The organism is Acidovorax soli (assembly GCF_014207955.1).
GTDB classification, from domain to species: Bacteria; Pseudomonadota; Gammaproteobacteria; order Burkholderiales; family Burkholderiaceae_C; genus Acidovorax; species Acidovorax soli_A.
Genome location: NZ_JACHLK010000008.1, coordinates 16,094 through 38,324, shown reverse-complemented (window position 1 = coordinate 38,324; position 22,231 = coordinate 16,094). Strand labels below are relative to the sequence as shown.

The window sequence follows — 22,231 nt, the reverse complement described above, 5'->3', positions numbered from 1 at the left end:
TTCGCTCAGGCGATGGCGGGCGCAGCCTCCAGCACCAGCGCCGTCGCCACATGGGCATCGAGCAGCAGCAGGCGCTTGCGCATGCAGATCACGGCCTTGTCCTTGCTCAGCAGGATGGCGCGGTGCGCGGCCGCCAGGTCGATGAACTTCTGGTCATCGGCGTCCTTGCAGACATAGGCCACACGCGGCGCAATCTCCACCAGGCGCGCCTGCGCATCGAAGCCGGCCAGCACCTGAGTGGCATCGACCTGGTAGTAGTCCATGCGGCCCACGATGTGCGGATAGGCCAGCACGCGCTCCAGTTCGTCGCGCATGACCTGCGTGGCGATCCAGGCCAGGCGCCCCTCGGCCAGCAACTGGCGCAGCGGCGCGGTGGCGAGGTCGGAGAAGATCAGCAGGTCCAGCGCGACATTGGTGTCCACCACCACCGGGCGCGCGGGCTCGCCGACAGGTGCCTCGGCCGGCAGGGAGAGCTCAACCCGCATCGCGGGGTCCGTTGCCAGGGGCCTTGGCGGCGGCGCGCTCGCGCACCGCACCCTTGACCATGTCGAAGCGGAACATGCGGCACTCGATGGGGCCGTTCCACATGGGCACCCGGCGCGATTCCTTCAGGCGCATCTTGCCGGGCAGCTTGAGGTCGGGCGTGAGCATCCAGGCCGTCCAGCCCGAGTAATTCTTCTTCCAGTGGCTGGCCAGCTGGCTGAAGAATTCGCCGCCGTCGTCGGTGTGGGCCGCCTCGCGGCCCACGCTGGCCCCCTGGGCGCGTTCGGCCGCGCGCTCGTTGGCATTGCGGCCGGCCGATCCGGCGGCGGCAATGCGCTCGCCGTAGGGCGGGTTGAGCAGCATCACGCCCGGTTGCTCGCAGGGCGGCATGCGCTGCAATGCATCGCCGCCGCGCAACTGCAGGGCTTCGGTCACGCCGGCACGCTCGGCATTGCGCTGGGCAAAGTCCACCATGCGGTGGGCCACATCGCTGCCGAACACCGGCACGGGGCTGGGGCGGATAGCGCTCTCGGCCTCGGCCTGCATGGCCGACCACACATGGCCCTGGAAGGGCAGGAGCTTCTCGAAGGCAAAGCGGCGCAGCATGCCGGCCGGGATGCGGCAGGCGATCTGCGCGGCCTCGATGGCAATGGTGCCGCTGCCGCAGCAGGGGTCGTACAGGGGCACGGGGTCATCGCCCAGCGGGTCCCAGCCGCTGGCGGCGATCATGGCTGCGGCCAGGGTCTCCTTGAGCGGGGCGTCGCCCTTGTCCTCGCGCCAGCCGCGCTTGAACAGCGGCTCGCCCGAGGTGTCGATGTAGACCGTGGCCTCGTCGGTGGTCAGGTGCAGGTGGATGCGCACATCGGGCCACTGGGTATTCACGTCGGGCCGCACGCCCGTCTTGTGGCGGAAGCGGTCGGCCACCGCATCCTTCACGCGCAGGCCGGCGAAGTTCAGGCTCTGCAGCGGGCTGTGCTGGGCGGTAACCTCCACCTTGAAGGTCTGGCGCGTGGTGAACCAGATCTCCCAGGCCACCTCGCTGGCGATGCCGTAGAGGTCGTTCTCCGAGCGGTAAGGCCGGTGCGCCAGCTGCACCAGCACGCGCTGCGCGAGGCGGCTGTGCAGGTTGAGCAGCAGCGCGTGGCGCCAGGAGGCGCGCAGCAGCACACCGCCGCGCCCGACCAGCAGGTCCTGGCCCGTGAGGCCGGTGATGGCGTGCACCTCGTCGGCGAGGTAGCCCTCGACACCGGCGGCGCAGGGAAGAAAGAGTTGGAGTTGGTTCATGGCACTGGGCGACAGGATACGCTCATGCGTGGGATGCGGCACGCGCCAGCAGCAGCTGGCGGATGGATTCGGGGATGGGCGCCACCTTGCGGTCGCTGCGGCCGATGAAGACGATGCCCACCTTGCCGCGCGCCACTTCGCGGCCCGAGGTCTTCTCGGTCATGCGAAAGACGAGGTCGAAGCCATAGCGGTTGAGGTCGGCCGGCGCCATGTCCACGCGCATGGTCTCACCGTGGAAGCCTTCGGACTTGTACTGCGCCACGATGTCGCCCACCACGGTGGACAGGCCGCCCACATCGGCCTCGGGGTAGCCCAGCGACTGGAAGAAGCGCACGCGCGCCTCGGACACCAGGCTCAGCAACTGCGCGTTGTCCAGATGCCCGCCCTGGTTGACATGGCTGATGTAGATCTGCAGTTCGGTGGAAAAGCCGAAATGCGCGGGAAGGTCGAAAACGATGCGGGCCATGGCGCGGAAAAACAGGAGATCGGAAAAAGGCAGCGAACCGGGGACGTTGACGCCCTGCGGAGAAGCCCGCCAAGGGGCATCGGGGGCTGCGAGGGTGCCCCATACGGGTGAGGCATGGCCCCAGCGGGCCGCGGGGCGGCAGAAGTCTCTTATGCTCCCGGGATGCCGATTTTACCCGGAGCCCCCATGCACACCCTGCGCTGCAGCCTGATCCTCGCCCTGGTGGTGGCCGCGCTCACGGGCGCGGCACATGCCCAGACGCTCTACAAGTCCGTGGACCCGAATGGCAAGGTGGTCTACAGCGACCAGCCGCCTGCGTCCGGTTCGGCGCAAAAGACCATGAAGCTCGAGGCCCCGCCCATCAGCGTGGTTCCGGGCAACCCGCTGCCGCCGGCCACGCCCGGCCAAGCGCCCGCGGATGCCCAGAAAGCAGCCCAGCCGCGGGGCGAGGTGACGCTCTACATGGCCACCTGGTGCGGCTACTGCAAGGCGGCCAAGGCCTACCTGGGCGGCAAGGGCATTGCCTACCGGGAGTTCGATGTGGACACACCAACCGGCAAGGCCGCCTTCGCGCAGATCGGTGCGCGCGGCGTGCCGGTGCTGCTGACCAATGGCCAGCGGGTGAACGGTTTCAGCACCCAGTCCTACGACGCCGTCTTTGCCAAACGCCCCTGAAGAGCCCCATGTTCCGTACCGCCCTTGCATCGATGGCCTTTGCGCTGTGCCTGCCCGTTCTGGCCGAAGAACTGCGTGTTCCCCTGCCCGGCCGCGATGACCTGGTGATCGACCTGCCCGCCCCCTGGCGTGCCCAGGTACGCCGCCCGCATGCGGAGTTGCCGCCTTCGGTGGCCATCAGCGGCCCGGACGCCAAGGCCTTGCAAATGCTCATCACCCCCATCTGGCCCGTGGGCAGTGCGCCCAAGGCCCCCACGGCCGACGAGCTGCGGGCGCTGGTCCAGGCGGGGGCTGCCCGAGCCCGGCCCAAGGCCGTCGAAAGCGAGCTGCCCCTCCAAGAACTGGGCGCCCCGGGCAAGACGGGCTACTACTTTTCGGCCACCGACCGCGCGCCCGAGCCCGATGGCTACAAGCACCTGACCCAGGGCGTGCTGGGCATGAACGAGCTGCGCGTGACCTTCACGGTGCTGGTCAACGGCGCACCGCAGGAGCCCACGGCCCAGGCGCTGGAATTGTTGCGCTCGCTGCGGCGTGCGCCGGCGACGAAGGCGCCCTGACCGATGGCTGCGCCTCCCGTTCTCGGCACCGTGATGGTTTATGCCCGCGACATGCAGCGCAGCGCGGCCTTCTACCGCACGCACTTCGGTTTCGAGACCACGGGCGAGGTGGTGGAGGGCTTGATCGAGCTGCACGCCCCCGGTGGCGGGGCCGGCATCCTGGTCCACCAGGCGGCCAAAAGTGTGAAGCTGGGCCAGGCGGGCGTGAAGCTGTGCTTCCATGTACCGGACGTGGAAGCCTTCAAGGCCCAGGCACGGGCGCAGGGACTGGAATTCGGCCCCACGCACCAGGCCAGCGGCTATGCCTTCGCCAATGCCAAGGACCCGGACGGCAATGCCGTCAGCATCTCCAGCCGGGCGTTCCGGCAGGGCACGTGATCACAGTGCCTTGCGCAGGTTGGCGGGCGCGATCTTGAGCGCTTCGCGGTACTTGGCCACGGTGCGGCGTGCGCATTCGATGCCCTGCTCCTTGAGCATCTCGGCGATCTGGCTGTCCGACAGCGGCTTGGCCGGGCTTTCGGCGGCGACGAACTGCTTGATGAGGGCGCGCACGGCCGTGCTCGATGCATTGCCGCCGGTCTCGGTACCCAGGCCCGAGCCGAAGAAGTACTTGAGCTCGTAAGTGCCGATGGGCGTGGCCATGTACTTGGCCGTGGTCACGCGGCTGATGGTGGACTCGTGCAGGCCCAGTTCATCGGCGATGTCGCGCAGCACCAGCGGGCGCATGGCCAGCTCGCCATGGGTGAAGAAGCTCTTTTGCCGCTCCACGATGGCGCGCGAGACGCGCAGGATGGTGTCGAAGCGCTGCTGGATGTTCTTGATGAACCAGCGCGCCTCCTGCAGGCGCTGCTGCATGGCCTGGTGGCCTTCGCCGCCCTTGTGGCCGCGCAGCGCGCCGGCGTAGATGTCGTGCACGCGCAGGCGTGGCATCACGTCGGGGTTCAGCGCCACGATGAAGTGGTGCTGGCCATCGCGGCCATTGGCACGGCCGGCCTTGCGCACGATGACGTCGGGCACGATGATGTTGCGCTCCACATCGACGAACTTGCGGCCCGGGCGCGGCTCCAGCCGGGCGATCAGGGCCATGGCGGCGCGTGTGCGCTCCTCGCCATCGCCGCACAGCTGCGTCAGGCGGCGGATGTCGCGGCGCGCCAGCATCTCCAGCGGCTGCTGGCACACGCGCAGCGCGGTCTGCACGGTGTCGGGGTCGGCATCGCTGTCTTCGTCGGCCGCCAAGGCCGAGAGCTGCAGCGTGAGGCACTCGCCCAGGTTGCGCGCGCCCACGCCCACGGGCTCCAGGCTCTGCAGCAGGCGCAGAGCCACGGTGAAACGGTGCACCAGCTCTTCGATCTGCTCCAGGTCGTCGGGCCCGGCCAGGGCGATGGCCAGCTCTTCCAGCGGCTCTTCGAGGTAGCCGTCGTCGTTGAGCGATTCGATCAGGAAGCGCAGCGCGGCGCTGTCCACCTCGGACAGGCGCAGCGACAGGGCCTGGCGGTGCAGAAAGGCGGTCAGCGATTCGTGCGAGCGGGCCAGCTCGGTGGCATCGGCCTCATCGCCTTCGCCATCGTTGCGGTTGCGGGCCGGCGCATCGCCGCCCCACTCGGCATCGTTGGGAGACATGTCGACGGTGCCATCCCCGCTCCAGTCGGGCTCGTCGCTGGCGCTGCTGCCCAGTTCCGCATCGCCCTGGGGCGTGTCGGCCACGGACTCGCTCGGCGTGCTGCTGCCCGGGGCGTTGGAGTAGACCGCATCGTCGGAGCTGTACTCATCGGGCTGGGCCGGCGCATCGGCCGTGTCCACGCCGAATTCCTCGCGCGGGGCTTCATCGGCATTGCGTTCGAGAAACGGGTTTTCGTCGAGCATCTGCTCGACCTCCTGGCCCAGCTCCAGCGTGGACAGCTGCAGCAGCCGGATGGATTGCTGCAGCTGCGGCGTGAGCGCCAGGTGCTGCGATACGCGCAGCGACAGGCCGGGCTTCATCGCGCGTCCCTCCGGGACTGCAGCGAAGGCGGGTGGGCAAAAAAGGGCGTCCGTTCCATCGTGGGGCTACATGCGGAAGTGTTCACCCAGGTAGACCCGGCGCACTTCGGCGTTGTCGACGATCTCGGACGGGGTTCCCTGGGCCAGCACGTGGCCGTCGCTGATGATGAAGGCGTGGTCGCAGATGCCCAGCGTCTCACGCACGTTGTGGTCGGTGATGAGCACGCCGATGCCGCGTGCCTTCAGGAAGCCGATGATGCGCTGGATCTCGATGACCGCGATGGGGTCGATGCCGGCAAACGGTTCGTCCAGCAGGATGAAGCGCGGCTGCGTGGCCAGTGCGCGGGCGATCTCCACACGGCGGCGCTCGCCGCCCGACAGGGCCAGCGCGGGCGAGGCACGCAGGTGCTCCACGCGCAGCTCGGTCAGCAGGGCCGTGAGGCGCTCCTCGATCACGGCACGCGCCAGGGGCTGGCCGTCCTCGCCACGCTGCAGCTCGAGCACGGCGCGCACGTTTTCCTCGACCGTGAGCTTGCGAAAGATCGAGGCCTCCTGCGGCAGGTAGGACAGGCCCAGGCGCGAGCGCCGGTGGATGGGCATGTGGGCCACCGAATGGCCGTCGATGCGGATATCGCCGGCATCGCTGCGCACCAGGCCGACGATCATGTAGAACGAGGTGGTCTTGCCCGCGCCGTTGGGGCCGAGCAGCCCCACGACCTCGCCCTTTTGCACGACCAGCGAGACGTCCTTGACGACCTTGCGGCTGCCATAGGACTTTTCGAGGTGGTGCACCTCCAGCCGGCTTTCCGCCGGAGATGCGGCGACGGTGTTCACGGCAGCCTCGCTCACTTGGCGCCGCCGAGGGTGCTGCTGGGGCGCAGGGTGGTGCCGGAGGCCGGTGCGGCCGGGGCCGCGGCACCGGCCGGTGTTTCCTTGGGCGACAGGATGGCGCGCACGCGGCCACCGGGTGCGGGCGCGTCGCCCGCGGCATTGGTGCTGCCGCGCGGCTTGGCATCCACGGTGAACACATCGGTCAGGTTGTTGTAGACGATGACCTGGCCCGTGATCTCGTCGGTCAGCGTGGATTCGCGGAAGCGCCGCAGCTCGGCCCGGGTGATGAACTTCACGTTGTCGGCACGGCCGTCGTATTCGATGACTTCGCTCTCGCCTTCGATGAACTCGTCGGGCGCGCCCGGCAGGGTGTCGCGCTTCTGGCGGAAGAAGGCGCGCTTGCCCGGCTCGGCGGTGACCACGCCGAACTGGTAGCCGTCCGCGTCCTGGCGCACATCGAGCCGCGCACCGCGCAGCACGATGGTGCCCTTGGTCATGACCACCCGGCCAGTGAACACGCTGGTCTGCTTGAGCTCATCGTGGCGCAACGCGTCGGCCTCGATGTTCATGGGCTTGTTGCGGTCGGCCTTTTCGGCATGGGCCGCGGTCTGGACGACAGCCAGGGCCGCGAGGAGGAGGGTCGGGAGGATGCGGTAGTTCATAGGGCACGAATCTTGCAGATCATTGTAGCCACCCGTGGCGACACCCCATGAAAAAAGCCCGCATGCGCGGGCTTGGGTTGGCGGCAGGAGGTCGTCCTGCCAGGCCAGGGTCAGGCTTTGCGCGCCACACCCGCCAGTTGATCCACCACCTGCAGCACCACGGACATGCTGCCCGCCATCGTGCCGTCGGTGTAGTAGCGGCCCGCCACACCCATCGAGGGCACGCCTTCCACGCCGTAGGCGTCCTGCAGCTGCGAAGCACGGCGCACCTGGTTGGAGACCGTGAACGAGCTGTAGATTTCCTTGAACTTGGCCACGTCCACGCCCTGCGTGGCGATCCAGGCCATGATCTCCTCGTCCTTGGCGAGCTTGACCTTCTCGACGTGGATGGCGCGGAAGACCCGGGCGTGCAGCTCGCCGACCTTGCCCATGCCTTCGAGCGTGTAGTACAGCTTTTGCAGTGGCACGAAGCTGGCATTGAAGGCCACGGGCACACGGCGGATGGAGAGCTCCTTGGGAGCGGCCTTGATCCAGGCTTCCAGCGTGGGCTCGAAGGCATTGCAGTGGGGGCAGGCGTACCAGAAGAATTCGATCACATCGACCTTGCCGGCCGGTGCATCGGGCGTGAGCGGCTTGTCGAGCTTGCGGTAGTCCTTGCCCTCCTTGAACTGGCGCGCCTGCGCAAGTGCGGGGGTGGCCACGGGCAGGGCCAGGGCGGATGCAGCCACGGCAGAGGCGGCAGACAGGGAAAACTCGCGGCGTTTCATGAAAAAGACACTCCTTGGTCTGGTGTTGGGGGGTGTGAGCCACGCCCCTTGAAAAAGTTCAGGCGGACAGCGCGGCCCGCCTGCACCGTCAGCGCTGCACCCGCACCAGGGCGGATTCCACACCGGTGGTGTCCAGCTTGTCCTTGAGCTGGGCGGCGTCGTCGCGCTTGGTGAAGGGCCCCACGCGCACACGGAACACCGTGCGGCCGTTCTGCTCACGCTCGCTCACACGGGCCTCCCAGCCCAGCATGGCCAGCTTGGCACGCTGCGCGTCGGCATCGGCCTGGGTGCGGAAAGCACCCGCCTGCACGAAGTAGTCGAAGGGGTCGGCGCTGTTGCCCGGCGCCGCAGCGGCCTTGGCGGCTGCCAGGTCGCCCAACGGGTCGGCGCTGCCGGGCTTGGCGGCGGCGGCCGGCTTGGCCGAAGAGGCCGCGGCGGCCACGGCAGGCGCCGAGGCGGTGGGCGCGGGCGCAGGGGCCACCCCGGCCGTGGCAGGGGCCGACGCTGCAGCCGCAGGCGGCCGCGCCGGGTTCTTGCCGTACAGCGGCGAGTTCGGGTCCCAGTTCTTGTTCTTCTGCGCTTCGGCGGCGTCCTGCTCGGTGCCGCGCGCGCCGCCCTTGTTCAGGAAGGGCACGGGCACCTTGGTCACGTACACGGCCACCGCCAGCGCGGCACCCAGGCCGAAGATCACGCCCACGATAAAGCCGATGATGGTTCCGCCCAGTTGCTTTTTCTTCATGGTAGTGGTTGCTTACATTCTGGCCGGAGCCGATACGCCCAGCACAGCCAGGCCATTGTGCAGTACCTGCGCGGTCGCGGCGACGAGGGCCAGGCGCGCGCGCTTGACGGTTTCGTCGTCCACCAGGATGCGCTCGGCGTCGTAGTAGCTGTGGTAGCTGGCCGCCAGGTCGCGCAGGTAGAAGGTCACGTCGTGCGGCGCCTCGCCCTCGGCGGCAGCGGTCAGCATCTCGGGGTACTTGGCCAGTTGCAGCATCAGCGCCTGGGCCTGTGGGCCTTCCAGGGCGGACAGGTCCACGCCCTGGAGCGAGGCCACATCGCCGCCGCCCTGCTCGGCCCAGCTGCGCAGCACCGAGCAGATGCGCGCATGCGCGTACTGCACGTAGTACACCGGGTTGTCGTTGTTCTGTGCCACGGCCAGGTCCACGTCGAAGGTGTACTCGGTGTCGGGCTTGCGGCTGAGCAGGAAGAAGCGCACCGCGTCCTTGCTGGTCCACTCGATCAGGTCGCGCAGGGTCACGTAGCTGCCCGCGCGCTTGCTGATCTTGACCTCTTCGCCGCCCTTGACCACGCGCACCATGGTGTGCAGCACATAGTCGGGGTAGCCCTGTGGAATGCCCACCTCGGCCGCCTGCAGGCCGGCGCGCACGCGCGCGATGGTGCCGTGGTGGTCCGTGCCCTGGATGTTCACGACCTTGGTGTAGCCGCGCTCCCACTTGGCGATGTGGTAGGCCACGTCGGGCACGAAGTAGGTGAAGGTGCCATCCTTTTTGCGCATGACACGGTCCTTGTCGTCACCGTAGTCCGTGCTCTTGAGCCACAGGGCGCCGTCCTGCTCGTAGGTCTTGCCGTTGGCCACGAGCTTGCCCACCGTGGCCTCGACGCGGCCGCTGGTGTACAGGCTCGATTCGAGGTAGTACTCGTCGAACTTCAGGTTGAAGGCCTGCAGGTCCTTGTCCTGCTCGTTGCGCAGGTAGGCCACGGCGAACTGGCGGATCGATTCCACATCGTCCACGTCGCCGCTCGCGGTGTATTCGCGGTCATCGGCCTTGACGGTCTTCTTCGCCAGAAAGTCGTTGGCGATGTCCTGGATGTAGTCGCCGTTGTAGAAGGCCTTGCTGGCCGGGTTGTCGGGGTCGGTGGGCCAGCATTCGTCGCCGGGCTTGAAACCCTTGGCGCGCAGCTGGGTGCTGTGGGTCAGCGTCTGGATCTGCACGCCCGCGTCGTTGTAATAGAACTCGCGGTGCACACCCCAGCCCTGCGTGGCGAACAGGTTGCAGATCGCATCGCCCAGCGCGGCCTGGCGGCCATGGCCCACGTGCAGCGGGCCCGTGGGGTTGGCCGAGACGAATTCGACCAGCACCTTGGCGCCGCGGTCGGCCTGGTAGCCGAAGCGCTCGCCGGCCGACAGCACCTCGCGCACCACCTCCTGCTTGGCCGCAGGCTTCAACCGGATGTTCAGGAAGCCGGGGCCGGCGATCTCGATGGCAGCCACCCAGCGCGTGAAGGCCGGCGTGGCCTCGAGCGCGGCCTTGAGCTGCTCGCCCAGCGCGCGCGGGTTGAGCTTGAGCGGCTTGGCCAGTTGCATGGCCGCCGTGCAGGCGAAATCGCCGTGCGCCGCCACCTTGGGGGATTCGAACGCCGCCTTGGCGCCCGCGCCAGGGGAAAGGGTGTCCAGCTCGGCCGCGAGCGCGGCCAGCAGATCGTGTTTGACAGAGAGCATCGGGGGATTTTACGGGGCCGGCCAGGAACGCCCTGGCCAGGTGTATGGCCCACGCCACCAAATCCGGCCCTGGCGGGCCCGCAAGGCGCTGCGTCTTCGCAACAGATCGTAAAGAATTCTTGCCGCCGGGCGCGCGTGTCAGCGCCGGCCGATGCCCGTACGTTGTAATCGGGCAATCCGATGTGGATTGCATCGGATGCCCTTACCACCGGAGCACTACATGAAAAAGCTTCTCTCCCTGACGGCCCTGGGCCTGGTTCTCTCGTTCGGCGCGGCGCATGCTGCCGATGCCCCTGCAGCCCCGGCCAAGGCCGCTGCACCGGCTGCAGCCGCCACCCCGGCAGCGCCAGCGGCCTCTGCCGCCGCAGCGCCCACCAAGCAGCAGACCAAGATGGCCACCTGCAACGCCGAAGCCGGCGACAAGAAGGGCGATGAGCGCAAGGCCTTCATGAAGACCTGCCTGTCCAACAAGCCCGCCACCCAGCAGGACAAGATGAAGACCTGCAACGCCGAAGCCGCCGGCAAGAAGGGCGACGAGCGCAAGGCCTTCATGAGCGACTGCCTCAAGAAGTGAAGCCCTGAGCGGGACGGCCCGCCAGCCAAGACCAGCCCGCCCGGCCCGCTGCCCGGCGGGTTTTCTTTTGCTACCAGCCGCGGGCCCAGAACACCGCGATCACGGCCACCACGGGGATCACATGGGCCTGCAGCATCACCAGGCGGCGCACGCGGGCGACCTCGGCGGCATCGGGCAGGCTGCCGTTGGCACGCAGCTGGCGCAACCAGCGGCGAAAGGCGATGGTCGGGAAGATGGAGACGATGGCGATCGCCACCACCAGCGTGATCTTGAGGTGGAACATGGGCTGGGAGATGTACCAGGACATGCCCTTGACGCCGAAGAACACGCGCGCGAGCCCCGTGGCCACCAGCACCATGGCCGAGGCGGCGTAGATGGCGTCCAGCCGCGCCAGGCGCTCCACCACCGCGGCGTTGAGCCATTCGGTGCGGCACAGCGCCGCCTGGCTCGACAGGAACACCACCAGAGTCAGTATGGCCACTATGTGCAGGGCGGCCAGTACGGCTTCGAGGGTCATCGCAGGTCCTTTGCTTGGGTCGTTTCGCGGCGATTGTGCGCGATGAACAGCCCGTGCGGGCAGGCGCCCTGCCCGGCACCGGCAACCGCAGGCAAAAAAGGGGCACGCCCTTGCAGGCATGCCCCGTCGCCCCCCGCCAGGGGCCGTCCGCGATCAGGCCGCAGGACGCGCCAGGGCCGCCACGTCGGCAGGCACCACCGGCGCCGGAGAAGCCGTTGCGACCTCCGGCAGCGGATGGCCGTCGAGTGCAGCGTTCAGGCGCTGGTAGTCGAGTGCGTTTTCCCAGCGCGAGACCACCACCGTGGCCACGGCATTGCCGATGAAGTTGGTCAGCGAGCGGCACTCGCTCATGAAGCGGTCCACGCCCAGGATCAGCGCCATGCCGGCCACGGGCACTTCGGGCACCACGGCCAGGGTGGCCGCCAGGGTGATGAAGCCCGCGCCCGTCACGCCCGCCGCGCCCTTGGAGCTGAGCATGGCCACGAGCAGCAGGGCGACCTGGTGGCCCAGCGTCAGCTCGGTGTTGGTGGCCTGGGCGATGAACAGCGCAGCCAGCGTCATGTAGATGTTGGTACCGTCCAGGTTGAAAGAGTAGCCCGTGGGCACCACCAGGCCGACGACCGACTTGCTGCAGCCGGCCTTTTCCATTTTTTCCATCAGCGAGGGCAGCGCGGATTCGGACGACGAGGTGCCCAGCACCAGCAGCAGCTCAGCCTTGAGGTAGCGGCACAGCTTGAGCACCGAGAAGCCGCACAGGCGCGCCACAAAACCCAGCACCACCAGCACGAAGAGCAGCGAGGTGACGTAGAAGGAACCCACCAGCCAGGCCAGGTTCACGAGCGAGCCCAGGCCGAACTTGCCGATGGTGAAGGCCATGGCGCCGAAGGCCCCCAGGGGCGCGGCCTTCATGACCAGGGCCACCACCTTGAACACCGGCGTGGTCAGCGCTTCGAGGAAGTTGAGCACCGGGCGGCCGGCCTCGCCCACCATGGCCAGGCCGATGCCGAACAGCACGGCGACCAGCAGCACCTGCAGGATGTTGTCGCCGACGAAGGGGCTGACCAGGGTCTTGGGAATGATGTCCATGGCAAAGCCGGTGAGCGTCATCTCGTGCGACTTGGCCACGTAGGTCTTCACGGCCGTCTGGTCCAGGTCGGCCGGGTTGATGTTCATGCCCGCGCCGGGCTGCACCACGTTGGCCACCACCATGCCGACGATGAGCGCCAGCGTGGAGAAGAACAGGAAGTAGGCCATGGCCTTGCCGAACACGCGGCCCACCGAGGAAAGCTGCGACATGCCCGCGATGCCGGTCACGATGGTCAGGAAGATCACCGGGGCGATGATCATCTTCACCAGCTTGATGAAGGCGTCGCCCAGCGGCTTGAGCGCTTCGCCATAGGCCGGTTCGAAATGGCCCAGCAGCACCCCGAGGACGATGGCGAGCACCACCTGGAAGTACAGTTGGCGGTAGAACGGCAGGTGCACCGGTGGGGTGGCCTGGGCAGGAATGGCGTGCATGGGGGACTCCAGAAGTCACGGAAACCGCACCAGCGGGGTGCGTCGAGGCTGCCGTTTGTACCGCTGCACGCCGTTTCAGCAGATAGCTAATTGGTAGTAGTCGCGGGCGCTCCCATAGGGAGAACGCCCGCGGGACCTAGTGGAAATACTTATCCCCGCAGAAGCTGCGGCACACTCGCAGGCGCACCGCGCCGGTGCGGACAGCCGCCCTCTTCCTGCCGGCTGCGCACCGAAAAACGCCTGCGGACACCCGCCCCTGCCATGCCCCTGCCCCATCGCCGCAAGTTCTGGACCGTGCTGATCCTGCTCGCCGGCATGGCGGCCAGCATGTTTGTGGCCGGGCAATGGGCCTGGCAGCACTCGCTCCACGAAGAGAGCGACAGCGTGCAGCGCCAGCTGGCCCTGTACGGGCAGACGCTCGGCCAACGCATCGACCGCTACCGCACCCTGCCCGAGGTGCTGGCGCTGGACGCGCAGTTGTACGAAGCGCTGAGCCGGCCCCAGAGCCCGGCCGAGGTGGACGGGCTCAACCGCAAGCTGGAGCGCGCCAACGGCGCCAGCCAGTCCTCCACGCTGACCCTGATCAACCGCGAGGGCCTGGCCGTGGCGGCCAGCAACTGGCGCACGGCGACGAGCAACGTGGGCGTGGACTACAGCTTTCGCCCCTACGTGCAGCAGGCCCTGGCGCTGGGCAGCGGCAGCTTCTACGGCATCGGGGTGACGACGGGCGAGCCGGGCTACTTCCTGTCGCAGGCCATCCGCAACGCACAGGGTGAACCGCTGGGCCTGGTGGTGATCAAGATCGCGCTGCAGGAGCTGGAGCGCGAGTGGCTGCAGACCGAGGACATCGTGCTCGCCTCCGACGCGCATGGCGTGGTCTTCCTGGCGAGCCAGGATGCCTGGCGCTACCGGCTGCTCGAGCCCCTGTCCGATGCCGAGCGGCGCGAGCTGGCCACCACGCGCCAGTACTCCGACCAGCCGCTGCGCCCGCTGGACTACCGGGTGGACGAGCACATGGACAACGGCGGCCGCCTGGTGCGCCTGCAGACCGCCGACCTGCCGGGCGCGCCCGGCCGGCTGCTGTGGCAGACCCAGCCCCTGCCCGGCACGCCGTGGCAGCTGCACCTGGTGCACGAGACCCACAGCAGCGTGGCCGACAGCCGCTGGGCGGCCGCAGCCGGCGGCGGTGGCTGGCTGGCGCTGGCGCTGCTGGTGCTGTTCGTGCGCCAACGCCAGCGCCTGGCCGCGCTGCGCCAGCGCAGCCGCCAGGAGCTGGAGACCGTGCTGCAGCAGCACGCCCAGGAGCTGCGCACCGCGCAGGATGGCATCGTGCAGGCCGCGCAGCAGGCGGCGCAGCAGACCGACACCGGCCTCTCACGCAGCCTGGAGCACCTGCCGCAAGGCGTGGTCATCATCGATGCCGACCTGAACCTGGTGGCCTGGAACTCGCGCTATGTGCAGCTGTTCCGCTACCCCGCCGACCTGATGCAGGTGGGCCGGCCCATCGCGGACCTGCTGCGCCACAACGCGCGCCGCGGCCTGCTGGGCGCAGGGCCGGTGGAGGACTCCATCGAACGGCGCCTGTCGCACCTGCGCAGCGGCCTGCCCCACCTGCACGAGAGCGCCAAGGGCGACGGCACGGTGCTGGAGATCCGCGGCAACCCGCTGCCCGAAGGCGGCTTCGTGACCAGCTATGCCGACATCACGAGCTACAAGAACGCCGCGCGCGAACTGCGTTCGCTGGCCGATGCGCTGGAGCAGCGCGTGGCCGACCGCACGCGCGACCTGGACGCGGCCCGGCGCGAGGCCGAGCAGGCCAACCGCTACAAGACGCGCTTTGTGGCGGCCGCCGTGCACGACCTGCTGCAGCCGCTGAACGCCGCGCGCATGTTCACCTCGCTGCTGCGCGGCCACCTGCATGACGAGGCCGGCCGGCATGCGGCCGACAGCATCGACGGGGCCCTGGCCGCGCAGGACGCCATCCTCAACAGCCTGCTCGACATCTCGCGCATGGAGTCGGGCCAGCTCGAGGTGCGCATCCACGACGTGGCCCTGGGCCCCTTGCTGCAGGTGCTGGCGCACAACTTCGGCGTGCTCGCCGAGAGCCAGGGCCTGCAGCTGGCGTGCGTCCCCACGCGCCAGGTGGTGCGCACCGACGAGAACCTGCTGCGCCGCATTGTGCAGAACTTCGTCTCCAACGCCATCCGCTACAGCCGGCGCGGGCGCATCGTGGTGGGTTGCCGGCGCGTGGGCGACAGCCACCTGCGCATCGAGGTGCACGACCAGGGGCCGGGCATCCCCGAAGCGCTGCAGCGCGAGATCTTCGAGGAGTTCCGCCGCCTCGACGAAGGCCGTGCCGACGACCGTGGCGCGGGCCTGGGCCTGGCCATCGTGGAGCGCCTGGGCCGGCTGCTGGGCCACCCTATCGGGCTGCGCTCGCAACTGGGCCGGGGCAGTGTGTTCTGGGTGCTGGTGCCACTGGGCGATGCGGCCGCCGTGCCGCAGACCCCGGCGCCCGCGACCACGCAGCAACCGCCCGAGGACGCACCGCTGCACGGCAGCAGCGCCTGGGTGATCGAGGACGACGGACCGACCTGCACGGCTACCCGGGCCCTGCTGGAGCGCTGGGGCTGCCAGGTGCCGCTGGCCGGTGGCGCGGCCGAGGCGCTGGACCAGGCCCTGCCCGGCCAGGCGCCCGAGCTGGTGCTGCTGGACGTGAACCTGGGGGCCGGCCACCACGGCCCGGACGTCTATGCGGCCCTGTGCCAGCGCTGGGGCCAATCGCCCGCCGTGATTTTGGTGACGGCGGAGCGCGATGCCACGCTGCGCCGCCAGGCCGCCGAGCGCGGCTGGGGCTTTCTGGCCAAGCCGGTGCGTGCGCCCGCACTGCGTGCGCTGATGAGCCAGACCTTGCTGCGGCTGCGCGAGCGCTGAGCCAGCCTCAGGCGGAAGCGGCGTCTTCCGTCTCCAGGCCCTTGACCAGCACCGCAGCCTGGGTGCGGCTGTGGCAGGCGAGCTTGCGCAGGACGGCGGTGACATGCACCTTGACGGTGTTCTCGGCCAGCCCCATCTCGGCGGCGATCTGCTTGTTGAGCAGGCCATCGGCCAGGTACAGCAGCACGCGGAACTGCTGGGGCGTGAGCTGGGCCAGGCGGGCGGCGAGTTCGGCATCGGCCTCGGAACGCTCGGCCGCCATGGGCGGGAACCAGCTGTCGCCGGCAAGCACCGCCTCGATGGCCGCGCCCATGGCCTCGGCGGGTGCGGACTTGGGGATGAAGCCCACCGCGCCGAACTGCTGGGCCCGGCGGATCACGCGCGGGTGGTCGTTGGACGAGATGATCACCACGGGCAGCTCCGGGTACTCGCCACGCACATGCAGCAGGGCCGAGAAGCCGCGGGCGCCGGGCATGCTCAGGTCGAGCAGCACGAGCTCCACCTCGGGATGCTCCTGCAGCGCCGTGCCCAGCGTGGCCGCACTGGCCGCCTCCAGCGTGCGGAACTGGGGCAGGCGCTCGCGCAGCACATGCAGCACGGCGGTACGGAACAGGGGATGGTCATCGGCGACCAGGAGCGTGGGCTCGGACATGGAGTGCACAGTCTGCCACGGCCGGCACCGTGCATCCAGGCGCAAGACCCTGGTCAGGGGGCCGGCATGCCGCGCCAGAACGCGGGCTGCGCGTAGTGGTGCTTGAGGAAGTCGATCCACAGCCGCACGCGCAGCGGCATGTGCTTGCGCTGGGGGAAGACCACGTAGATGCCATTGGGCGGTGCGGCAAAGTCCTCCAGCACCTCGACGAGGCGGCCGGCGGCGATCTCGGCCTCCACCTCCCAGGTGCTGCGCCAGGCAATGCCATAGCCGGCCAGGCACCAGTCGTGCAGCACCTGCCCGTCGGAGCAGTCGAGGGGACCGCCGGGCTTGAGGTGCACGACCTCGGTGCCGCCGCCTTCGAGCGGCATGCGAAAGGCCCAGCCCCGTGTCTGCGAGGCCTCGCTCGACAGGGTGAGGCAGTCGTGCGAGGGCAGCTCGCCCGGGTGGCGCGGCGCCGGGTGGTGCTTGAGGTAGCCGGGCGTGGCCACGCACAGGCGCCGGTTGTCGGCAATGCGCACGCTGACCAGGGAGGAGTCGGGCAGGTCGCCCACGCGCACCGCGCAGTCGAAACCCTCGCCCGCCAGATCGACCACGCGGTCGCTGAGGTTCAGCGAGATCGTCACGTCCGGGTGCTCGGCGCGAAAGCGCGGCACCAGCGGCGCCACATGGCGGCGGCCAAAACCCGCGGGGGCCGTGATGCGCAGGTGCCCTGTGGCCTTCACGCCGCCTTCGGACACGCTGGCTTCGGCGTTGGCCACGTCGGACAGCAGGCGCTGGCAGTCCTCCAGAAAGGCACTTCCCTCGTGCGTGAGGCTGATGCGCCGGGTGGTGCGCACCAGCAGCTTGACGCCCAGGTGTTCTTCGAGCGCGTCCAGCCGGCGGCCCATGATGGCCGGCGCCACCCCTTCGGCCTTGGCGGCGGCGGTCAGGCTGCCGCGCGTGGCAACCGAAACAAAGGATTCAAAGGCCTTGAGCTTGTCCATGGCGTGGATCCAGAAGGTAGGCGGGCGGTGGGGCCCTCATTTTTGCGAAAAAGTCATTGGTTTCCAGCTTTTGAGCATATTTATATCGACAAACATTTGCAATACAGTGTGCCCATGGCCTGCCATGGTGGGCCCTGCTTTTGTCCACATCCAACCGCCCGAGGCACTCCCATGACCGACCGCACTTCCATCCACGGCCTGCAAGTGGCCACCTCCCTGTTCCGCTTCGTCGAAGACAAGGTGCTGCCCGGCACCGGCGTGGACAGCGCCGCCTTCTGGAAGGGCTTTGACGCCATCGTCGCCGACCTGGCACCGCGCAACATCGCCCTGCTGGCCGAGCGCGACCGCCTGCAGACCGAACTGGACACCTGGCACCAGGCCAACCCCGGCCCCATCACCGACATGGTGGCCTACCGCGGTTTCCTGGAAAAGATCGGCTACCTGGTGCCCCAGCCCGCCAACGTGCAGGCCACCACCGCCAATGTGGACGACGAGCTGGCCACCCAGGCCGGCCCGCAACTGGTGGTGCCCATCCTGAACGCGCGCTACGCCCTGAACGCCGCCAACGCGCGCTGGGGCAGCCTGTACGACGCGCTGTACGGCACCGATGCCATTCCCGAGACCGACGGCGCCGAGAAGGGCAAGGGCTACAACCCGGTGCGCGGGGCCAAGGTGATCGCCTTCGCGCGCCAGGTGCTGGACGACACGGCACCCCTGGCCAGCGGCTCGCACAAGGATTCGACCGGCTACCGCGTCGAAGGCGGCCAGCTCGTGGTCTCGCTGACCAACGGCGGCAGCACGGGCCTCAAGGACGCCTCGCAGTTCAAGGGCTACCAGGGCGATGCGGCAGCCCCTTCGTCGGTGCTGCTGCAGCACAACGGCCTGCACCTCGACATCCAGATCAACCGCAGCACGCCCATCGGCCAGAGCGATGCGGCCGGCGTGAGCGACCTGGTGCTGGAAGCGGCCCTGTCCACCATCCTCGACCTCGAAGACTCCGTCGCCGCCGTGGACGCCGAAGACAAGGTGCTGGGCTACAGCAACTGGCTGGGCATCATCCAGGCCACGCTGACCGAGCAGGTCGCCAAGGGCGGCAAGACCATCACGCGCGGCCTGAACGCCGACCGCGTGTACACGGCCCCCGATGGCAAGGCCGGTGGCGTGCGCCTGCATGGCCGCTCGCTGATGTTCCTGCGCAATGTGGGCCACCTGATGACCAACCCGGCCATCCTGTACACCGATGCCCAGGGCAAGCAGCGCGAGATCCCCGAAGGCATCATGGATGCCGTGGTGACCACCACCATCGCGCTGCACGACCTGCAAGGCCACGGTGCCAATGGCATCCGCAACTCGCGCAAGGGCAGCGTCTACATCGTCAAGCCCAAGATGCACGGCCCCGCCGAAGTGGGCTTTGCCAGCGAGCTGTTCGGCCGCGTCGAACAGCTGCTGGGCCTGCCCGCCGACACCGTGAAGCTGGGCATCATGGACGAAGAGCGCCGCACCAGCGTGAACCTCAAGGCCTGCATCGCCGCGGCCGCCAGCCGCGTGGCCTTCATCAACACCGGCTTCCTGGACCGCACCGGCGACGAGATGCACACCGCCATGCTGGCCGGCCCCATGATCCGCAAGGGCGACATGAAGACCAGCGCCTGGATCCAGTCGTACGAGAAGAACAACGTGCTGGTGGGCCTGTCCTGCGGACTGCGCGGCAAGGCACAGATCGGCAAGGGCATGTGGGCCATGCCCGACCTGATGGCCGAAATGCTCAAGCAGAAGATCGCCCACCCCAAGGCCGGCGCCAATACCGCCTGGGTGCCCAGCCCCACGGGCGCCACGCTGCACGCGCTGCACTACCACCAGGTCAATGTGGCCGAGATCCAGATCGGCCTGGAAAAGACCGACGTGAACGCCGAGCGCGACAACCTGCTGACCGGCCTGCTCACCGTGCCCGTGACGGCCACGCCCCACTGGTCTGACGCCGAGAAGCAGCAGGAGCTGGACAACAACGCCCAGGGCATCCTGGGCTATGTGGTGCGCTGGGTGGACCAGGGCGTGGGCTGCTCCAAGGTGCCCGACATCCACAACGTGGGCCTGATGGAAGACCGCGCCACGCTGCGCATCAGCAGCCAGCACATGGCTAACTGGCTGCGCCATGGCGTGGTGACCGAAGCCCAGGTCAAGGAGACCTTCGAGCGCATGGCCGCCGTGGTGGACGGCCAGAACGCCGGCGACCCGCTGTACCAGCCCATGGCCGGCCACTTCGGCACCAGCATGGCCTACCAGGCTGCTTGCGACCTGGTTTTCAAGGGCATGGCCCAACCCAGCGGCTACACCGAGCCGCTGCTGCATGCCTGGCGCCTGAAGCTCAAGGCCGCTGCCGCCGCCTGAGCCCCAACCAGCGCCACGACAACGGCACCTTCGGGTGCCGTTTTTTTTGGGGCTGCGGCTCAGAAGCGGTGGGTGATGCCGATGCCCAGGCCCGAAGGGTCCTGCCCTGGCTTGAGGCCGGCGATGCCGTTGGCCGACAGGTTGTAGGCCGCCGTCGCGCCATTGGTGATGCGCGTGTAGGCCGCCCACAGGTCCGTGCGCTTGGACAGGCGGTAGGTGTAGCCCAGCGAGACCTGGCGCGCGCCCGAATCGCTGCCCGGGACGCCGATGCCGCCCACGGCGCTGCTGGCATGGCCCCGCGCCGCCTGGGCCTGCACGTAGGACAGCGCCAGCTCCTGCCAGTCGTCGAGCTGGTGCGTCACGGCCACCTGCCAGGCGCTGCGCCGCAGGGACTCGCCGGGCGCGGGCTCGTAGCGCAACTGCTCCCAGCTGCCGCGCAGCCGGGTCCGCCCGAAGGTGTAGGCCAGGGCCAGGCGGTGGGCATCGTCGCGGCTGTGCGCGCCGAAGTAGGCGCGGTGCAGCTCGTAGCCCCAGGCCGCATAGAGCGGGCCATCCCGGTAGCTGAGCAGGCCGCTGAACATGTCGGGGGAGGACTGGTCGGTCTTTTCCTCCGGCAGGGCATAGGCCAGCCGCAGCGACCAGGCCCCCAGGGCCGGCGACCAGTACTGCAGCAGGTTGGGCTGGCGCCGGTCGAACGAGGCCGGGGACTGGCCATTGGCCGCCGTCGCGAAACCGTTGCCCATGATGGAGTTGGAGGCGAATATGCCGGCCGTAAAGGGGTCGATGGCATACACCGAGGCAAAGCGCAGCGGTGCCTCCCATTGCCCCAGCACCAGTTCGCCGGCCGGGGTGGAGAGCCCCACCGCCGTGTTGCGCCCGCTGAACGGCCCGTCGCCGGTGTCCACGCGGACATTGCCCTCGAACTGGGCCCAGGCGGCCATGCCGCCGCCCAGGTCCTCCCGGGCCCGAAAGCCCAGCACCGACAGGTTGTTGGACAGCCGGTTGGCGCGCAGGGCCGCAGCACCCGCGGTGCCCGATGCGCGCACCTGCTCCACGTCGACCTTGAGAAAGCCATAGAGGCTGACCCGGTTGGCGTCCGCCGGCTGGGCCAGCGCGGCAAGCGGCAGGGCCGCACAGCCCGCCAGGGCCAGTGCGCGATGCATGGAAGAGTTCATAGAGGTCCTCGTGGTTGGTGATTTCTTTTCAATGGATACCCAAACATGTTTAGGTATACCAAAAACATCAATTGCGAGCAATGGAGGATCCACCCTCTTTCCCTTGCGCCCCTCCAGGCAAAAAAAAGCCTCCATGCCGCAGGACATGGAGGCCAACCTTGGACGCTCGCGGGCCGCGGCGAGTCAGCGCACCACGCCGATGGCCTCGCGCTGGCCGGCCTTGTAGGTGTACAGGGTCAGCGCGCCGCCCTGCAGGTCGCCCTTGGCGTCGAAGCTGATGCTGCCCGTCACGCCCTGGTAGCCCTTGGTCTGCGCCAGCACCGGCAGGTACTTGGCAGGCTCGTAGGAGCCAGCCTTGACCATGGCAGCCACGATCACGCCGACCGCGTCGTACGAGTACGGGGCGTAGACCTGCACCTCGTTGCGGGTGGTGGCCTTGAAGCGCGCGCGGAAGTCGTCCATGCCCTTCTTCTGCGCGCCCTCCACGCCGCCGGCTTCGGCGCAGACCACCTGGCCGTCGGCCATGTCGCCCGCGGCGAGCTTGGGCAGCTCGGCCGTGCAAACGCCGTCGCCCCCGACGAAGCGGGCCTGGATGCCCAGCTGCTTCATCTGCCGCAGCATGGGGCCGGCCACCGAATCCATGCCGCCGAAGAAGATCACATCGGGCTTCTTCGCCTTGAGGCTGGTGAGGATGGCCATGAAGTCCGCCGCCTTGTCGGTGGTGAACTCGTGGCCCACGATGGCGCCGCCCGCGCTCTTGGCGCCCTTCTCGAACTCGGCGGCCACGCCCTGGCCATAGGCCGTGCGGTCGTCGATCACGGCAATGCTCTTGCCCTTGAGCACGTTCACCGCGTACTTGCCCAGGGTGCCGCCCAGGTGCACGTCGTCGGCCACCACACGGAAGGTGGTCTTGTACCCCTGGCGCGTGTACTTGGGGTTGGTGGCCGAGGGCGAGACCTGCGCGATGCCCGCATCGCTGTAGATCTTGGACGCCGGAATGGTCGTGCCCGAGTTGAGGTGGCCGACCACGGCATGCACCTTGGCATCGACGAGCTTCTGTGCGGCCGCCGTGCCCTGGCGCGGGTCGCCTGCGTCGTCCTCGCCCTGCAATTCGAGCTTGACCTTCTTGCCGCCGATGACCACGCCCTTGGCGTTGAGTTCATCGATGGCCATGCGCGCGCCCAGCTCGTTGTCCTTGCCCAGGTGGGCGATGGGGCCGCTGGTGGGGCCCACGTGGCCAATGCGCACGACGTCTTGCGCACTGGCGCCCACGCCCAGCAGTGCGAGCGTGGCGCCGATCCAATATTGGCTGTATGGCATG

At 68.7% G+C, this 22,231-nt stretch carries 21 protein-coding genes; 6 read left to right on the top strand and 15 right to left on the bottom strand.

What is annotated here, in order from left to right; all coding sequences use genetic code 11:
• Positions 1-5: 5 nt before the first annotated feature.
• From HNP48_RS19510 to HNP48_RS19500, 3 genes are read right to left on the bottom strand one after another with little or no spacing between them, the layout of a single operon-like run.
• Entirely contained in the window at positions 6-485 is a 480-nt protein-coding gene (locus HNP48_RS19510) for a putative toxin-antitoxin system toxin component, PIN family (protein ID WP_184860100.1), read from the bottom strand.
• On the bottom strand, positions 475-1,767 hold the full coding sequence (locus HNP48_RS19505; RefSeq protein ID WP_184860098.1) for a class I SAM-dependent RNA methyltransferase: 1,293 nt from the start codon (positions 1,765-1,767) through the stop codon (positions 475-477). Before HNP48_RS19505 ends, HNP48_RS19510 begins: the two co-directional genes overlap by 11 nt.
• Before the next feature lie 22 nt (positions 1,768-1,789).
• The gene (locus HNP48_RS19500) at positions 1,790-2,233 is read right to left on the bottom strand and encodes a thioesterase family protein (RefSeq protein WP_184860096.1); all 444 of its coding nucleotides are present in this window, start codon (positions 2,231-2,233) and stop codon (positions 1,790-1,792) included.
• 186 nt (positions 2,234-2,419) lie between these two features.
• On the opposite strand from HNP48_RS19500, the gene HNP48_RS19495 reads away from it, so the two are divergent.
• From HNP48_RS19495 to HNP48_RS19485, 3 genes are read left to right on the top strand one after another with little or no spacing between them, the layout of a single operon-like run.
• Positions 2,420-2,908, top strand: coding sequence for a glutaredoxin domain-containing protein (locus HNP48_RS19495; protein ID WP_184860094.1), 489 nt, complete (start codon positions 2,420-2,422; stop codon positions 2,906-2,908).
• 8 nt (positions 2,909-2,916) lie between these two features.
• Entirely contained in the window at positions 2,917-3,465 is a 549-nt protein-coding gene (locus HNP48_RS19490) for a hypothetical protein (protein WP_184860092.1), read from the top strand.
• A 3-nt stretch (positions 3,466-3,468) separates the two neighbouring features.
• Positions 3,469-3,843, top strand: coding sequence for a VOC family protein (locus tag HNP48_RS19485; RefSeq protein ID WP_184860090.1), 375 nt, complete (start codon positions 3,469-3,471; stop codon positions 3,841-3,843).
• Here the strand turns inward: HNP48_RS19485 and HNP48_RS19480 are convergent, their stop codons facing one another.
• The 6 genes from HNP48_RS19480 to argS all read right to left on the bottom strand — a co-directional run bounded on the left by HNP48_RS19480 (position 3,844) and on the right by argS (position 10,166).
• Positions 3,844-5,445, bottom strand: a complete 1,602-nt coding sequence (locus tag HNP48_RS19480) for an RNA polymerase factor sigma-54 (RefSeq protein ID WP_184860088.1) — start codon at positions 5,443-5,445, stop codon at positions 3,844-3,846.
• 66 nt (positions 5,446-5,511) lie between these two features.
• Positions 5,512-6,279 carry an LPS export ABC transporter ATP-binding protein gene (gene lptB, locus HNP48_RS19475; RefSeq protein WP_311773843.1) on the bottom strand — a complete coding sequence of 256 codons (768 nt, stop codon included), beginning with the start codon at positions 6,277-6,279 and terminating at the stop codon, positions 5,512-5,514.
• Positions 6,280-6,290: 11 nt separating this feature from the next.
• Positions 6,291-6,938: a lipopolysaccharide transport periplasmic protein LptA gene (lptA, locus tag HNP48_RS19470; RefSeq protein WP_184860083.1), complete on the bottom strand. Its 648-nt coding sequence runs from the start codon at positions 6,936-6,938 to the stop codon at positions 6,291-6,293.
• A gap of 110 nt (positions 6,939-7,048) precedes the next feature.
• Positions 7,049-7,705: a thiol:disulfide interchange protein DsbA/DsbL gene (locus HNP48_RS19465; RefSeq protein ID WP_184860081.1), complete on the bottom strand. Its 657-nt coding sequence runs from the start codon at positions 7,703-7,705 to the stop codon at positions 7,049-7,051.
• Positions 7,706-7,793: 88 nt separating this feature from the next.
• On the bottom strand, positions 7,794-8,444 hold the full coding sequence (locus HNP48_RS19460) for an SPOR domain-containing protein (protein ID WP_184860079.1): 651 nt from the start codon (positions 8,442-8,444) through the stop codon (positions 7,794-7,796).
• A gap of 12 nt (positions 8,445-8,456) precedes the next feature.
• Positions 8,457-10,166 carry an arginine--tRNA ligase gene (argS, locus tag HNP48_RS19455; RefSeq protein WP_184860076.1) on the bottom strand — a complete coding sequence of 570 codons (1,710 nt, stop codon included), beginning with the start codon at positions 10,164-10,166 and terminating at the stop codon, positions 8,457-8,459.
• Positions 10,167-10,386: 220 nt separating this feature from the next.
• Between argS and HNP48_RS19450 the strand changes: the two genes are divergently transcribed.
• Complete coding sequence (locus HNP48_RS19450; protein ID WP_184860074.1) at positions 10,387-10,740, top strand: PsiF family protein; 354 nt, start codon at positions 10,387-10,389, stop codon at positions 10,738-10,740.
• A gap of 70 nt (positions 10,741-10,810) precedes the next feature.
• Here the strand turns inward: HNP48_RS19450 and HNP48_RS19445 are convergent, their stop codons facing one another.
• Together HNP48_RS19445 and HNP48_RS19440 are read right to left on the bottom strand one after the other, a co-directional pair.
• Positions 10,811-11,257: a DUF2214 family protein gene (locus tag HNP48_RS19445; protein ID WP_184860072.1), complete on the bottom strand. Its 447-nt coding sequence runs from the start codon at positions 11,255-11,257 to the stop codon at positions 10,811-10,813.
• 153 nt (positions 11,258-11,410) lie between these two features.
• Complete coding sequence (locus HNP48_RS19440; protein ID WP_184860070.1) at positions 11,411-12,775, bottom strand: dicarboxylate/amino acid:cation symporter; 1,365 nt, start codon at positions 12,773-12,775, stop codon at positions 11,411-11,413.
• 261 nt (positions 12,776-13,036) lie between these two features.
• On the opposite strand from HNP48_RS19440, the gene HNP48_RS19435 reads away from it, so the two are divergent.
• Complete coding sequence (locus tag HNP48_RS19435) at positions 13,037-15,709, top strand: PAS-domain containing protein (RefSeq protein ID WP_184860068.1); 2,673 nt, start codon at positions 13,037-13,039, stop codon at positions 15,707-15,709.
• Between the two features lie 7 nt (positions 15,710-15,716).
• Here HNP48_RS19435 and HNP48_RS19430 read toward each other — a convergent pair whose 3' ends face one another.
• Both HNP48_RS19430 and HNP48_RS19425 read right to left on the bottom strand, forming a co-directional pair.
• A complete protein-coding gene (locus HNP48_RS19430) occupies positions 15,717-16,361 on the bottom strand; it encodes a response regulator transcription factor (protein WP_184860066.1) in 645 nt (214 codons plus the stop codon).
• A 53-nt stretch (positions 16,362-16,414) separates the two neighbouring features.
• Positions 16,415-17,347, bottom strand: coding sequence for a LysR family transcriptional regulator (locus HNP48_RS19425; RefSeq protein WP_184860064.1), 933 nt, complete (start codon positions 17,345-17,347; stop codon positions 16,415-16,417).
• Between the two features lie 171 nt (positions 17,348-17,518).
• On the opposite strand from HNP48_RS19425, the gene HNP48_RS19420 reads away from it, so the two are divergent.
• Positions 17,519-19,735, top strand: a complete 2,217-nt coding sequence (locus tag HNP48_RS19420) for a malate synthase G (RefSeq protein ID WP_184860062.1) — start codon at positions 17,519-17,521, stop codon at positions 19,733-19,735.
• A gap of 59 nt (positions 19,736-19,794) precedes the next feature.
• Here HNP48_RS19420 and HNP48_RS19415 read toward each other — a convergent pair whose 3' ends face one another.
• Complete coding sequence (locus HNP48_RS19415; protein ID WP_184860060.1) at positions 19,795-20,910, bottom strand: porin; 1,116 nt, start codon at positions 20,908-20,910, stop codon at positions 19,795-19,797.
• 183 nt (positions 20,911-21,093) lie between these two features.
• Positions 21,094-22,230: a branched-chain amino acid ABC transporter substrate-binding protein gene (locus HNP48_RS19410; RefSeq protein WP_184860058.1), complete on the bottom strand. Its 1,137-nt coding sequence runs from the start codon at positions 22,228-22,230 to the stop codon at positions 21,094-21,096.
• Between the last annotated feature and the right edge of the window lies 1 nt (position 22,231).